This is a genomic window from Mycobacterium branderi, from assembly GCF_010728725.1.
Classification (GTDB): Bacteria; Actinomycetota; Actinomycetes; order Mycobacteriales; family Mycobacteriaceae; genus Mycobacterium; species Mycobacterium branderi.
This window is the reverse complement of record NZ_AP022606.1, coordinates 1,432,035-1,444,750: the sequence shown is the minus strand read 5'-3', so window position 1 is coordinate 1,444,750 and position 12,716 is coordinate 1,432,035. Positions and strand designations below refer to the sequence as shown.

General features: G+C 66.3%; 13 protein-coding genes and 1 pseudogene. 8 read left to right on the top strand and 6 right to left on the bottom strand.

Going from position 1 to position 12,716, the window contains the following annotated elements; genetic code table 11:
- Positions 1-40 precede the first annotated feature (40 nt).
- Complete coding sequence (locus G6N47_RS07480; protein ID WP_083132304.1) at positions 41-988, bottom strand: sigma-70 family RNA polymerase sigma factor; 948 nt, start codon at positions 986-988, stop codon at positions 41-43.
- A gap of 117 nt (positions 989-1,105) precedes the next feature.
- On the opposite strand from G6N47_RS07480, the gene G6N47_RS07475 reads away from it, so the two are divergent.
- Both G6N47_RS07475 and G6N47_RS07470 read left to right on the top strand, forming a co-directional pair.
- Positions 1,106-1,858 (top strand): SDR family oxidoreductase, encoded by a 753-nt coding sequence (locus G6N47_RS07475; RefSeq protein WP_083132305.1) that lies wholly within the window; start codon positions 1,106-1,108, stop codon positions 1,856-1,858.
- A gap of 21 nt (positions 1,859-1,879) precedes the next feature.
- A complete protein-coding gene (locus G6N47_RS07470) occupies positions 1,880-2,611 on the top strand; it encodes a DUF899 domain-containing protein (protein WP_083132306.1) in 732 nt (243 codons plus the stop codon).
- 90 nt (positions 2,612-2,701) lie between these two features.
- Here G6N47_RS07470 and G6N47_RS07465 read toward each other — a convergent pair.
- From G6N47_RS07465 to G6N47_RS07445, 5 genes and pseudogenes are all read right to left on the bottom strand, one after another.
- Positions 2,702-3,925 (bottom strand): annotated as a pseudogene (locus tag G6N47_RS07465) (IS110 family RNA-guided transposase).
- 485 nt (positions 3,926-4,410) lie between these two features.
- Positions 4,411-4,773 (bottom strand): nuclear transport factor 2 family protein, encoded by a 363-nt coding sequence (locus tag G6N47_RS07460; protein ID WP_083134122.1) that lies wholly within the window; start codon positions 4,771-4,773, stop codon positions 4,411-4,413.
- Positions 4,770-5,405: a class I SAM-dependent methyltransferase gene (locus G6N47_RS07455; RefSeq protein ID WP_083134121.1), complete on the bottom strand. Its 636-nt coding sequence runs from the start codon at positions 5,403-5,405 to the stop codon at positions 4,770-4,772. Before G6N47_RS07455 ends, G6N47_RS07460 begins: the two co-directional genes overlap by 4 nt.
- 3 nt (positions 5,406-5,408) lie before the next feature.
- Positions 5,409-6,329, bottom strand: coding sequence for an alpha/beta hydrolase (locus G6N47_RS07450; RefSeq protein ID WP_083134120.1), 921 nt, complete (start codon positions 6,327-6,329; stop codon positions 5,409-5,411).
- On the bottom strand, positions 6,301-7,146 hold the full coding sequence (locus tag G6N47_RS07445; RefSeq protein WP_083134119.1) for an IclR family transcriptional regulator: 846 nt from the start codon (positions 7,144-7,146) through the stop codon (positions 6,301-6,303). Before G6N47_RS07445 ends, G6N47_RS07450 begins: the two co-directional genes overlap by 29 nt.
- 107 nt (positions 7,147-7,253) lie before the next feature.
- On the opposite strand from G6N47_RS07445, the gene G6N47_RS07440 reads away from it, so the two are divergent.
- The 6 genes from G6N47_RS07440 to G6N47_RS07415 all read left to right on the top strand — a co-directional run bounded on the left by G6N47_RS07440 (position 7,254) and on the right by G6N47_RS07415 (position 12,716).
- Positions 7,254-8,306 (top strand): zinc-binding dehydrogenase, encoded by a 1,053-nt coding sequence (locus tag G6N47_RS07440; RefSeq protein WP_083134136.1) that lies wholly within the window; start codon positions 7,254-7,256, stop codon positions 8,304-8,306.
- The gene (locus G6N47_RS07435; RefSeq protein WP_083134118.1) at positions 8,303-8,719 is read left to right on the top strand and encodes a nuclear transport factor 2 family protein; all 417 of its coding nucleotides are present in this window, start codon (positions 8,303-8,305) and stop codon (positions 8,717-8,719) included. The genes G6N47_RS07440 and G6N47_RS07435 overlap by 4 nt, the downstream gene beginning before the upstream one ends.
- The gene (locus G6N47_RS07430) at positions 8,716-9,531 is read left to right on the top strand and encodes an SDR family NAD(P)-dependent oxidoreductase (RefSeq protein ID WP_083134117.1); all 816 of its coding nucleotides are present in this window, start codon (positions 8,716-8,718) and stop codon (positions 9,529-9,531) included. Before G6N47_RS07435 ends, G6N47_RS07430 begins: the two co-directional genes overlap by 4 nt.
- Positions 9,532-9,850: 319 nt before the next feature.
- Positions 9,851-10,579 (top strand): MlaE family ABC transporter permease, encoded by a 729-nt coding sequence (locus G6N47_RS07425; protein WP_083134116.1) that lies wholly within the window; start codon positions 9,851-9,853, stop codon positions 10,577-10,579.
- On the top strand, positions 10,576-11,397 hold the full coding sequence (locus tag G6N47_RS07420) for an ABC transporter permease (protein WP_232080145.1): 822 nt from the start codon (positions 10,576-10,578) through the stop codon (positions 11,395-11,397). The genes G6N47_RS07425 and G6N47_RS07420 overlap by 4 nt, the downstream gene beginning before the upstream one ends.
- Positions 11,398-11,402: 5 nt before the next feature.
- Positions 11,403-12,716 carry an MCE family protein gene (locus G6N47_RS07415; RefSeq protein ID WP_083134134.1) on the top strand — a complete coding sequence of 438 codons (1,314 nt, stop codon included), beginning with the start codon at positions 11,403-11,405 and terminating at the stop codon, positions 12,714-12,716.

Sequence of the window (12,716 nt, the reverse complement as noted above, 5' to 3'; positions counted from 1 at the left end):
GTCTGACGTAACTGTCCACAAACGAGCGTCGGCGCTCGTCTTACCGGGTGGCCGTCATACCAAACGTGGCGAACAGCGTCGGGTCCAGGAACACCGTGATGGCACTGATCCCGTCGCGGCCGGCGCTGAGGACGTGTATCGAGTGCGCGCGCAGGACGCCGTCGTCGCTGCGACGGTACTCGGCAACAGCGGGTTGCCCGTTTGCGGCCGTCGGGATCATCGCCACATCTCCGGGGTCGGCGATGGCCCGGGAGTTGAGGAAACGCGTCACGGCGTCGCGTCCACTGAACCAGACTGCCAGTGGCGGCATTTCGAGCTTGACGTCGGCGCGCAACAGCTCGGTGAGCGCGGCAATGTCGGCGTTTTCGAAGGCTGCGCAGTAGCGGTCGACCAGCTCGCGCAGCGCGGCGTCGCCGGGTTCGGCGACGTCTTCCTCGCCGGGTGCTACCTCGGCCAGCCGAGAGCGTGCCCGCTGCAGGGCGCTGTTGACCGAGGCCGGTGTGGTCTCCAGGAGTTCGGCAACCTCGGCGGCGCTGAACTGCACCACGTCGCGCAGGATCAGCACGGCCCGCTGTCGCGCCGTAAGCTCCTGCATCGCGGTGACGATGGCCAGCCGAATACTTTGCTTCCCAGTGACCGCCGCTTCAGGGGTCAACGAGTCCGGGAGTGGCTCGATCCAGGCATGGTCGCCGCTGTTACCTGTGAAATCCGCGTCGGGGTCGACTGAGCCGGCGCCGACTCCCGTGGGCAGTGCCCGGCGGGCGCGGTTTTCCAGCGCCCGCAAGCACGCGGTCGTCGCGATGCGGTACAGCCAGGTTCGCAGCGCTGCGCGTTCCTCGAATTGCTGGTAGGCCCGCCAGCCGCGCAGGTAGGTCTCCTGGACGAGATCCTCGGCGTCGTGCACCGAGCCGAGCATGCGGTAGCAATGCGCGATCAGCTCGGCGCGATACGGCGCCGCCTGCGTCATGAACTCTTCTTGGACCGGCACGGTTGCCCCCTCATCAGTACAGATACACCCGGCCGCCGAAATTCATCGGCCGCGCACCGATGAATCGCGGGCCGGGCGCGTATCTGCATTAGTGACCGAACCACGTCAGGAGACGCCATGAACCAGAACGAACTCGTCGGCACAACGGCGATCGTCACCGGAGCCAGCCGCGGATTCGGCCGGGGCGTCGCCGCGGCTTTGGCGGCTGGCGGTGCCCACGTCGTCGGCGTCGCCCGCAGCCGAGCGCACCTCGACGAGGTACGCGACCAGTTGGGCGACTCCTTCACCGCGGTCGTCGCCGACGCGGCCGAGCCGGCGACAGCCCGCCGGCTCATCGACGAACATCAACCGCGCACGGTGGTGCTCGCTGCAGGGGCCACGCCGCAGATGCGTCCCTTGCAGGACCAGACGTGGGAGTCGTTCAGCGAGAACTGGAATACCGATGTGGCGCAGGCATTCCGCTGGGTCCGTCACGCACTGCAACGCCCCTTGGACCCGGGCAGCGCGGTGATCGCGATCTCCAGCGGCGCCGCGCTCAACGGATCGCCGCTGAGCGGTGGCTACGCCGGCGCCAAGGCCACCGTCAAGTTCATCACCGATTACGCGGCCATCGAGTCGAAGCAAGCCGGCCTGGGGATCAGCTTCGTGTCCGTCCTGCCGAGATTGACTCACACCACCGACCTCGGCGCCAAGGCCGTGGCCGCCTACGCCGAGCGGCAGGGCGTCGACGTCGCCACCTTCGTTCAGTCGTCTGGGCCCGCGCTGACCGCCGAGCACGTGGGCAAGTCGGTATTGGAAGTCGTCATCGGCGACAGACAGGACCACGGCGCATTTCTGCTCACCGCCGCGGGGCTGTCACCGCTGAACTGAAACCCGGAAGGAGCGCATCCAATGAAGACACCGCCGATCGTGTCGTCCGCCGAGTGGGAGGCCGCGCGTCAACAGCTGCTGGTCGAGGAGAAGAAGCTGACCCGAGCGCGCGACGCGCTGGCCGCCAAGCGGCGACGCATGCCCTGGCTGGCCGTGGAGAAGCGCTACGCGTTCGACGGCCCGGGCGGCAAGGTGAGCCTGCTTGATCTTTTCCAGGGCCGCCGCCAGCTGATCGTCTACCGCGCGTTCGTCGCGCCCGGCGTGGAAGGCTGGCCCGACCGCGGTTGCCGCGGCTGCTCCATGCTGGCCGACCACATTCCCCACCTCGCGCATCTGAACGCCCGCGACACCACATTGGTGTTCGCATCGCGCGGTGGGCAGCCCGAACTGGCGCGCGTCAAGGCCCGAATGGGTTGGCAGGTCCCGTGGTACACGATCACCGACAGCTTCGACGCCGACTTCGGCGTGGACGAATGGCACGGCACCAACGCGTTCATCCGCGACGACGACCGCGTGTTCCGTACCTACTTCATCAACAACCGCGGCGACGAGGCGTTCGAGAACACCTGGACTTACCTCGACATGACTGCGCTTGGGCGCCAAGAAAACTGGGAAGACTCGCCGGAAGGCTACCCGCAAACGCCGCCGTACGAGTGGTGGAACTGGCACGACGAATACGGCGAGCACGAACCGTCGCGATGGTTCGGTGACGGTGACCCGGACAATCCCAACGATCCGCGACCGCCTCGGTAGTCGGGTTAGCGCCTCTCCATTCTTCGTCCAAGTGACGGCGGTTCGACGGTCCGCCGCCATGACGAGAAAGACATCTCACGAAGTTAAGAGTCAAGCCACGAGCGAGAGAGGAGGTGGAAACGCCAGGTGTTCGTTGTAGAGCCGGCCGGTCTGCAGGCAGTGGTGGAGTTGGCCGAGAAACTTGTTGAACAGGTGCCGTTGGGCTTGGTGGTTCCAGTCTCCGGCGGCGCGGCGGGCATCGTAGTGGCGACGCGCGCCCGGCGAGGCGCGCAGCGATCCCAGTGCCCAGATCGGGCCGACGGCGGCCAGTCGCCGGTTCTTGATGTGGCGGTGCAGGACAACGGTTTTCTTGCCGCTGGCGCGGGTGATGGGGGCGGATCCGGCGAAGGCTTTGAGTCCGCGGGCCTCAGCGAAGCGGGTTCGGTCATCGCCGATCTCGGCGAGCACCCGGGCGCCGGCCAACATCCCAGGCCGGGAAGCTGGTGATGATCTTGGCGTCCGGGTGTTGCTCAAAATGGGCGATCGCCGCCTCGGCCAGCTCGTCGGCCGCGGTGCAGGCGGCCTCGAGTTGGCGCAACAACGCCGCCAGTTGGATGCCCATCGCGTTTTCCACGGCCGGCGGTTGGTGCAGGTAGGTGTCGGTGAACACGGCGCGCAACCGCTCGATATCGCGGTCGAGATGGCGTCGGCGGCCAGCTTTGGTCAGCAGTCGGCGCAGCCGGCGGGAGTCAGCGTCGCCGCCTGCGTTGGGGTCGGCGCAGCGGCCAAGATGGTGCGGGCGTCGGCGCGGGCCAGTCCACCCTCGGGCAGCCCGGCGAACGCGGCGATGGCGGCCGGGTAGAAGTCTTTGAGCAGGTCGCGGATCTGGTTGCCGATCTGCTGACGCGCCCAAACCGCATCTTGCTGGGCGCGGGCGAGCACCCGGATGGCTTGGGCCAGCTCGGTGTCGGCGGGCAGCGGTCGGTGCGCGGCGGCATCGGTGCGCACGATATTGGCCAGCAGCACCGCATCGGTGGCATCGGATTTGGCCCCCGACACTGCATGCCGTGCCCGGTACCGCGAGGCCGCCAGTGGGTTGATCGGGTAGATCACCCGGCCGGTTTCGCGCAGCGCGGCCACCCACAGTCCGCGATCGGTTTCGATCCCCACCGGGATTGGATGCGCGGCGCTGTCACCGGCCTCAGCCAGCAGCGTCAACAGAGCCGCGAACCCGGCCGCATCATTGCTGACCCGTCCGCGGGCCACCACACGCCCGTCGTCGTCGATGACGGCGACATCGTGATGTTCAGTGGCCCAATCAATTCCACAAAACAAGCCCAAGGTGTCATCACTCCTTCGATCGATGGTTATGCCGTCACCGGTGGACTCACGCGGCGCCCTAATCGCGGGACTCTTAGGTCCGTCATCTCACTAGCCGTCCGTGACTCCAGCTCACCGCAGGACCTCGTTCTATCGAAGAGCTCAAGGCTCGGGAAACACAGTCGGGAGGTCAACCCTGCGGTGGGCTCGGGCAACGGCATCCCACCACCACCGGAGGTGATCTGCCGCCAGGCGCGCCGTTCTTTCTCTAGACGTCGAGCGTCGGGACAAACCAGGCATCACCTGACAGCAGACCAACCAGGAAACAGACCCTGGTCGCCACCACGACCAGCAATCCATCCCTACTAAACGATTAGGAGAACGCGGAAATGACCACTCACACGGTCGGAACCCGAGAACAACACCTCGAGGCGCGACGGATGCCGGGGATGGTCGAAGGCCTCGCCCGCGCGGGCCGTGAGATGGCGAGCGCAGCGCGTTCAGGTTCGCGGACCTTCGCCCGGCTGCTTGATGAACACGCTGACGTAATTGATCAGCCCGTCGTCGCCCTGCTCGAACACGATGCATTCGGGGTATTCGGCTCGATCCCCGTCGAGCAGAAAGCTTTCGGTGAGCTCTACGTACGACACGTGATCGGCTGAGCGGGAGATTCGTGTTATGGCCAACCGGTGATCCTGCAACGGCGCGATGACCTCGCGCAGATAGGTGACGTAGCGCTGCTTGCCCTCGACGACGTCGCAGAACGGCCCCTCCCGGTGCAGGCTTTTGTCAGAGATGGTGGCCGCCAAGCCATCCCAGTCATGCGCGGCCAGGCACGTCAGATAGCGCTCTACTGTGCTCATGACTTCGTCCCGGCGGTGACCAGATCCGAAATGAAGGTGATCCACGCGGGCCGGGGCACCCGGTGTTGGTCGGTGACGGTGAAACCGGCATCCTCGAACATCGCCCGTATCTCCGCTTGCGACGCGTGGTGCGCCGGTTTCCACCGGCTGGCCACCGGTCCCTGCAGCAGCGGCTGTCGCGCGCTGAGCGCAACGACCACGGCCAGACCGCCGGGAGCCAGCACGCGGTGAAACTCACGCACAGCAGCCGGCTGGTCGAAGAAATGAAATGCCGAGGTCGTCACGACCGCGTCGAGCGCGCCGTCGTCAAAGGGCAGGTGCTCGGCCGGCCCCTTCAGCCACTGCACCGCCTCCGAGCGGGCCCGAGCCTGGGCAAGCATCCCATCGGACATGTCCACGCCGTAAACCGCGTCGGGTTGAAGCTCACGTTCGATTCGATCAGCCAGAACCCCGGTGCCACAAGCTACGTCGGCAATGCGGCGAGCTCCGTGGGCGCGCAACTGCGCGATCACCTCGTCGTGCGGCGGACGGTAAACCCATCGCTGCAGAACCGGAAAATTGTAGGCGGGTGCCGCGAAACTCCAGAACCGGGTGACGGCGTCGTTGAAGCCCCGTCGTCGAGTCGTTGCCATGGCTTACCCTAACTGCCCGGCGATCCAGTCCAGCATGCGCCGCCACAGCACATGGCGGGTCGTGGCCATGTTGTGGCAGTGTGCGCTGCCCGGAACGACGAACGTCGTGACGTCGGGACTGCGGCGGTAGAACCGCGCTTCGCTGTGCGGGTCGGGTGACACGTCCACCTCGCCGTAGCCGAGGAAAACCGGGACGTCTACCAGGGCCGCTTCGGCAGCGGTCACTCCCGGGATCGCCGCCGCGGAAAAACACCGAGGCGCAACGGATATCGTCGTCAGATTGTCGGCCTGCACCACGTCCGGCGGGACATCGTCGAGATGAAACCAACTCTGCAACCAGTCCCGCGAGGTTTCCAGGTACGGCTCGGGGAGCACGGCGGCAAACTGGTCGATAAGTGCTGCGCGGCCTTGCGGTGTGGCGGCCGCGGTGATGAATTCCGGATCGAGGTTCAGCGGTGCGACGTGTTGGTTGGTGCAGCCGAGGATGGCCAGCGCCGCGTAGCTGGCCGCAGCGGTTTGCTGCAATATCGCGAGATACCCTCCCAGCGAATGCGCCACCGCGACGGGACGTTCCGTGCTGCCGGTGATTTCCGGCAACCTGGCTACGGCGCAGGCGAGCGCCGCCGCGATATCCGCCAAGCCGATGTCGCGCACCGGTCTGGTGCTGTCGCCCGTGCCGAGCGGATCGATCGCCACGACCGAATAACCGTGCTGCGCAGCATATTCCGCGAAGTTATAGCCAGCGTGCCCGGGCACATCCAGGTGCCAGTAGCCCCGGTTGTAGGTCCCACCGGGCAGGCACACCAGCACGGCCGGATTCGGCGCGCCGGCAGGGTAGTAGCTCGCCGCCAGCGACGCCGTTTCGCCGACCGCGTCGCTGACGTCGAGCCGTAGCTCACGCACGGATGCCGCCCGCGGCGCCAGTCACACGCCGCCCAATAGAGTCGATCTGCCTGCGCGTCAAGGCCTGCAATGGGTGCACGGCCACAATCGTCGCTACCCGGCCGCGATCGTCGAATACCGGCGCGGCGATCGTGGCCACCGGTCGCGCCTCGCGCGCCGAGGCGTCGTCGGGAAGAAATCCGATCGTGGTGAATTCGACCAGCAACCGCTCGGTGATCTCCCGAACGTGGGCAGGCAGTCCGTCGCTGGGCAGCGTACCCACCACCCGCGCCGCTTCTGTCAACGCCGGTGTCGTGCAGTCGACGTCGAAGCCGCGCTCGCGCGTGCGCGCCAACAACTCTTCGAGGCGCCGGGCCAGGGTGGAATCTGTCGCGGTGCTCCGCTGGATCCACGCGCGCTGTTCTTCGTCGGTGTCCCATGCGGCGAATGCGACCCCGAACGGCGGCGCGTAGCGGATGCGGTCCCCGGGCGCGCCGGCGGGTTGGTCACCGCCCTCGAAGGCGGTGATCACCAGCGAATCACCGAACCGCTCGACGACCGATGCGGGATAACCCAATTCGCGAGAAAGCTGCAGCGCCGCGCCACGAGCGGCGTGCGCGAGGGGACGCGCCAGGTCTGTGCGCGCCGCCACCACCGCAAGGGCGGGCCCCAGCGAAAACGTCTTGTCGACAGGGTCGCGGCTGGCCCAGCCGCGATCGCACAGCGTCGTCAAGATCGCGTGCGCGGTGGCCTGGGTCAGCCCGAGTTCGCGCACCACATCGGAAAACCGAAGGTCCCCCGCTCCGTGACTGGCCAGCAGCTCCACGACGTCGAGGACGCGGATCGTCGGGGCGGACATCGAACCGGGAATGTCTTGACTTCCTCTCCGCAGAGTTCCTACTGTCGGAATCAAATTATCGAGATATTAATTCGAATAATCGAGAAATGCTAGGAAGGGCGATCGCCATGCGTGCAGCGGTGTTGCGGGGCGGCCGCCTGGATGTTCGCGAGACCGCCGACCCGGTTCCCGGTGACGGCGAACTGCTGCTGCGGACCCTCAGCACTGCGATCTGTGCGTCCGACGTGCATTTCATGGACCATCCGGAGCTCGGCGTCAACGACCCGACGGGTCGCTCGCTCTACGACGCCGACCGCGACATCGTGCTCGGTCACGAGTTCGCCGGCGAGGTCGTCGGCCACGGACCCGGATGTACCGACCGGTTCCCGGTCGGCACACGGGTCACGTCGATTCCCATCCGGTTGGTCAACGGCGGCGCCGACGGTGCGCGGATCATCGGTCAACATCCGGAGGCCCAGGGCAGCTTCGCCGAGTTCGTGGTGGTCGCCGAAGCGATCGCCAAGCCCGTCGAGGGCGACGCGTCCAGCGACGCGGTTGCTTTGACCGACGCGTTCGCGGTCGGCGAGTTCTACGTGCGCTCCGCGCGAATGGAGCAGGGAGAGGTTCCGATCGTCGTCGGTGCCGGGGCGATCGGGCTGTCAGCCGTCGCCGCCCTCGCCGGCCGGGGCGTCGAGCCGATCATCGTGTCGGACTATCAGGCCGAGCGACGGGAACTGGCCCGCGACAGCTTCGGCGCGCACATCCTGGTGGACCCGGCCGAAGCGTCGCCGTTCGACGTGTGGCGGCAAGTGCGCGCCGAACGGGGATTGTGGGGACCGGCCGTCGTCTTCGAATGCGTTGGCGCCACAGGGCTGATCCAGAACATCGTCGATTCCGTCGACATGGGTACCCGCATCTACTGCGCCGGCGGCTGGTACACCGGCGACTCGCTCAGCATCACCGACGCCACCCGTCAAGGCGTCACGATTCAGTTCGGCGGCGGACCGCATCCGCAGGACTGGTACGGCACTCTCGACGCCATCGCCTCGGGGCGGTTGGATCCGCTGCCCAGCGTCGGTGCGGTCGTCGGCCTCGACGGGGTGCCCGACGCGATCGACCTTGCCCGCAAGTCCAGCGGCCCACCGCGGATCATCGTGCACCCGAACGGAGACGTCGCATGACCGACCGAGACGACCGTCAGGACATTTGTGACCTGCTGGTGCGGTACGCCACCGGGATCGACCGGCGCGACTGGCCGCTGTTTCGGACCGTGTTCACCGAGGATTGCGAACTCGACTACGGCGAGATCGGGGCGTGGACGGACGTCGACGCGGTCACCGAATTCATGCAGGCGGCCCATGCGATGGCGGGCCACACGCTGCACCGGCTGAGCAACCAGGCGATCACCGTCAACGGTGACAGCGCCCAGGCGCGCACCTACGTCGACGCGCTGATCATGTTGGGGGACAACACATCCGGAGTCAACGGGATCGGTTACTACGACGACGAACTGGTCCGCACCGATGTCGGGTGGCGTATCGCGCGGCGCCGCTTCACCGCGGTACGCGTCGCGACGGTCGGGGAACAGTCGTGACGTTCGCCGGCAAATACGGTCCGTGGGCGCTGGTCGCTGGCGCGTCCGACGGCGTTGGCGCCGCGTTCGCCGAAGGGCTCGCCGAGCGCGGGCTCAACGTCGTGCTGGTGGCTCGGCGGCAAGCCGTGCTCGACGACGTCGCCGCCGGGATCAGCTCTCGGACCGGAGCCGAAACCCACACGCTGGCAGTCGATCTCACTGAGCAGGACGCCACGTCGGCGATCGTCGGCGCCACCAAAGATCTCGAGGTCGGGTTCCTGGCCTGCTGTGCAGGCGCCGATCCCCACTTCGAGCCGTTCCTCGCCCAGCCGATCACAGCTGCCGAAGCGATGGTGCAGCGCAACTGCATGGCGCCGATGCAGTTGTGTCACCACTTCGCGCCGGCGATGGTGCGGCGCGGCAGCGGCGGCATCGTCATCTTCAGTTCAGGCGCCGGATTCGTCGGCGGACCGAACATGGTGGCCTACGGCGCCACCAAGGCGTTCGACATGGTGTTCGCCGAAGCGCTGTGGAGTGAATTGCACGACAAGGGTATTGACGTGCTGGGACTGGTGCTCGGCAAGACCGACACGCCGGCGCTGCGCCGGCTCGAGCACAGCAGGGGACAACTCGGTTCCGAGGACGAGGTGCCGCCTGACGCCGCCACCGTTGACGAGGTCATCGCCGAGGCGTTCGCCAACCTCACCAGCGGGCCGACCTGGATGGTGGGTGAGCAAATGCGGGCCGCGGCCCAGATGTTCGGCTCCATGACCCGCAACGAGGCTGTCCGACTCATGGTGCAGGCCAGCGCCGCCGCGATGGGCGGCGATTAGCAGCTGCAGCTCTGCGATATCGACGCTTCGGCGGCAACGCCATTCAGACGGTGAGCGTCACGATCGTGTGACCCTCTGTGTCGTATGGGCAAAACGCCCTGGTCAGCGCCTGGATTTCGGCCAGATATGTTCTGGTTGATTCCAACCCTCTGCCCACAAGCGCCGTGCCCATAGATTTCCCGCGTGATTTCTGTGCGCGGTCTCCGCGTGGCCCTGGCGCCACGCGAGGATGCCTATGGGCGGGCGGGGTAAACGGGTGGCCGCACTCTTAGTGCCACCGACCGCGTCAAAGGTCGACTGGTCGAAGCCCGCAGTCGCAATGGGTGATTTCGTCGTGCTGGCCGGCGAAACCTTCGCGGCCATGGTGCGCCCGCCCTTCGCCTGGCGTGAGTTGATCGACCAGATCTGGTTCGTGGCCAGGGTGTCGATCGTGCCGACGCTGGTGCTGTCGATTCCCTACACCGTTCTGATCGTCTTCACGCTGAACATCGTGCTGATCGAGGTCGGGGCCGGTGACCTCTCCGGCGCCGGAGCAGCTCTCGCCTCCGTCACGCAGGTGGGCCCGGTGGTCACCGCCATCGTCGTTTCGGGCGCCGCATCCACCGCCATGTGCGCGGACCTGGGTGCCCGTACGATCCGCGAGGAGATCGACGCGATGAAGGTGATCGGCGTCAACCCGATCCAGGCCCTCGTGGTGCCGCGGGTAATCGCCGCGACATTCGTTGCGCTGATGCTTTATTCGGTGGTTGCGGTGGTGGGGTTGTCCGGAAGCTACTTCTTCGTGGTGTTCATCCAGCACGTCACTCCCGGTGCCTTCGTCGCGGGGATGACGCTGCTCACCGGTCTGCCGCAGGTGATCGTATCGCTCGTCAAGGCATTGCTGTTCGGCCTGTCGGCCGGTCTGATCGCCTGCTACAAGGGGCTTTCCGTCGGCGGCGGGCCGACCGCTGTCGGGAACGCCGTCAACGAAACGGTGGTCTTCGCATTCATGGCTCTGTTCCTGATCAACATCCTGGCCACCGCGTTCGGCGTCAAGGTGGCGCCGTGACCAGCCCGGCCCTGACCCGGGTGATCGACTCGACACGCAGCCTCGGTGCACAAACGGCGTTCTACGGCAACGCACTCGGCGCCACCGTGGACGCCGTCCGTCGCTACCCCGCCGAGGTGTTGCGGTTGATCGCCGTCATGGGGATGGGCACCGGCGCCTTGGCTGTCATCGGTGGCACGGTGGTCATCGTCGGATTCCTGACCCTGACCACCGGCGCGCTGATCGCCGTGCAGGGCTACAACACACTGTCGAATGTGGGGATCGAAGCCCTCACCGGTTTCCTCGGAGCGTTTCTCAACGTCCGCTTCATCGCGCCGGCGACCGCCGGCGTCGCGCTCGCTGCCACCATCGGCGCCGGCGCCACCGCGCAACTCGGAGCCATGCGCATCAACGAGGAAATCGACGCGCTCGAGTCGATGGCCATCCGGCCGATCACCTACCTGGCGTCCACCCGCATCGTGGCGGGAATCCTGGCCGTCATCCCGATCTACACCGTCGCGGTGTTGATGTCGTTTCTGGCGACCCGGTTCGGCACGACAATCATCTACGGCCAGTCGAGAGGCGTTTACGACCACTACTTTTCGTCGTTTTTGCACCCGACGGACCTGTTGTGGTCCTTCACCGAGGCGCTGGCGATGGCAGCCGCCGTGATGTCGGTGCACACCTACTACGGCTACACCGCCACCGGCGGCCCGGCCGGCGTGGGAGAGGCGGTCGGTCGTGCGGTGCGTACCTCGATCACCGCCGGGGTATTCATTTTGCTGACCATCACGCTGTCGGTGTACGGGCAGTCCGGCAACTTCCACTTGTCGGGATGACGGCGATGACCAACACGCGCCGACGGGGGGAGATCGATCCGATCTGGTGGGCACCGGTGCTGCTTTTGGTGATCGCGGCAGTGAGCGTGCTGACTGGAATGGCCTTCTCCGGAACGCTGCGGAAAACCGTTCCTGTCACGGTGATTTCAGACCGGGCCGGTCTGGTCATGGAGAACGGCGCCAAGGTGAAATTGCGCGGCGTCCAGATCGGCGAGGTCACCTCAGTGGATGCCTACTCCGATTCGTCCGGCGTCAACTTGTCGAAACTGAGACTCAAGATCTCTCCGCACGAGTTCGGTTACCTGCCAAGCAATGTCGAGGCAGAGATCAAGTCGAGCACCGCGTTCGGTGCCAAGTACGTCGACCTCGTGGTTCCCTCTGCAGGTGCCAGCCCACGCCCGTTGGCGGCGGGTGCCGTGTTGCGCTCACGCAACGTGACCGTCGAGGTCAACACCGTGTTCGAGAACCTCCAGGCCATCGTCCACGCCATCGACCCGGCGAAGCTGAACGCCGTGCTGTCGGCGGTGGCCGACGGAGTGCGCGGCAAGGGCGATCGAATCGGCCAGGCAATCACCGGTGCCAACCAGGTACTGCTCACCGTGAACCCGAGAATGCCGACAGTTCGGCAAGACTGGCAGTTGTTCGGTAAGACCGCCCACGCCTATTCGGATGCGGCGCAAGACCTCCTGTCAGTTCTCGACTCCTTTTCGGGGACAAGTGCGACGATCACCGCACACGCCAAGGCACTCGACGAGCTGCTGCTTTCGGCGATCGGATTCGCCCAATCGGGGATCAACACGATCGGCAGAAACCAGCAGAACCTGGTCGGCGCCGTCCATGTCCTGCTGCCCACCACCGACCTTCTGATGAAGTACTCGCCGACCTACACCTGCCTCTTTCAGGGTGCTCAGTGGTTTTTAGAGCACGGAGGCCGGGACGCCTTGGGGGGCAACGGTAAATCCGTCATCATGGATGCCGCGCTGCTGTTCGGCGACGACCCCTACCGCTATCCGGACAACCTGCCGATCGTGCACGCCAAGGGCGGTCCCGGCGGTAAGCCGAGCTGCGGTTCGCTGCCCGACGTGAGCAAGAACTTCCCGGTCAAGTATCTGGTCACCGACACCGGGTTCGGCACCGGCCTGGATATCCGGCCCAATCCCGGCATCGGTTTCCCGGGCATCGCCAACTACTTCCCCGTCACCAAGGGAACGCCAGAGCCGCCGCGGGTCCGCTACCCCGGCGGCCCGGCACCGGGCCCGCCGCCGCCCTACCCTGGAGCGCCGCCGTACGGCGCACCGGACAACCCACCGTCACCCTGA

What these genes read in the sequence shown, in the direction of transcription:
- G6N47_RS07475 (WP_083132305.1), top strand. Translation starts at nt 1,106, where the DNA reads ATGAACCAGAACGAACTCGTCGGCACAACGGCGATCGTCACCGGAGCC.
- G6N47_RS07470 (WP_083132306.1), top strand. Translation starts at nt 1,880, where the DNA reads ATGAAGACACCGCCGATCGTGTCGTCCGCCGAGTGGGAGGCCGCGCGT.
- G6N47_RS07425 (WP_083134116.1), top strand. Translation starts at nt 9,851, where the DNA reads ATGGGTGATTTCGTCGTGCTGGCCGGCGAAACCTTCGCGGCCATGGTG.
- G6N47_RS07445 (WP_083134119.1), bottom strand. Translation starts at nt 7,146, where the DNA reads ATGTCCGCCCCGACGATCCGCGTCCTCGACGTCGTGGAGCTGCTGGCC.
- G6N47_RS07440 (WP_083134136.1), top strand. Translation starts at nt 7,254, where the DNA reads ATGCGTGCAGCGGTGTTGCGGGGCGGCCGCCTGGATGTTCGCGAGACC.
- G6N47_RS07435 (WP_083134118.1), top strand. Translation starts at nt 8,303, where the DNA reads ATGACCGACCGAGACGACCGTCAGGACATTTGTGACCTGCTGGTGCGG.
- G6N47_RS07460 (WP_083134122.1), bottom strand. Translation starts at nt 4,773, where the DNA reads ATGAGCACAGTAGAGCGCTATCTGACGTGCCTGGCCGCGCATGACTGG.
- G6N47_RS07455 (WP_083134121.1), bottom strand. Translation starts at nt 5,405, where the DNA reads ATGGCAACGACTCGACGACGGGGCTTCAACGACGCCGTCACCCGGTTC.
- G6N47_RS07415 (WP_083134134.1), top strand. Translation starts at nt 11,403, where the DNA reads ATGACCAACACGCGCCGACGGGGGGAGATCGATCCGATCTGGTGGGCA.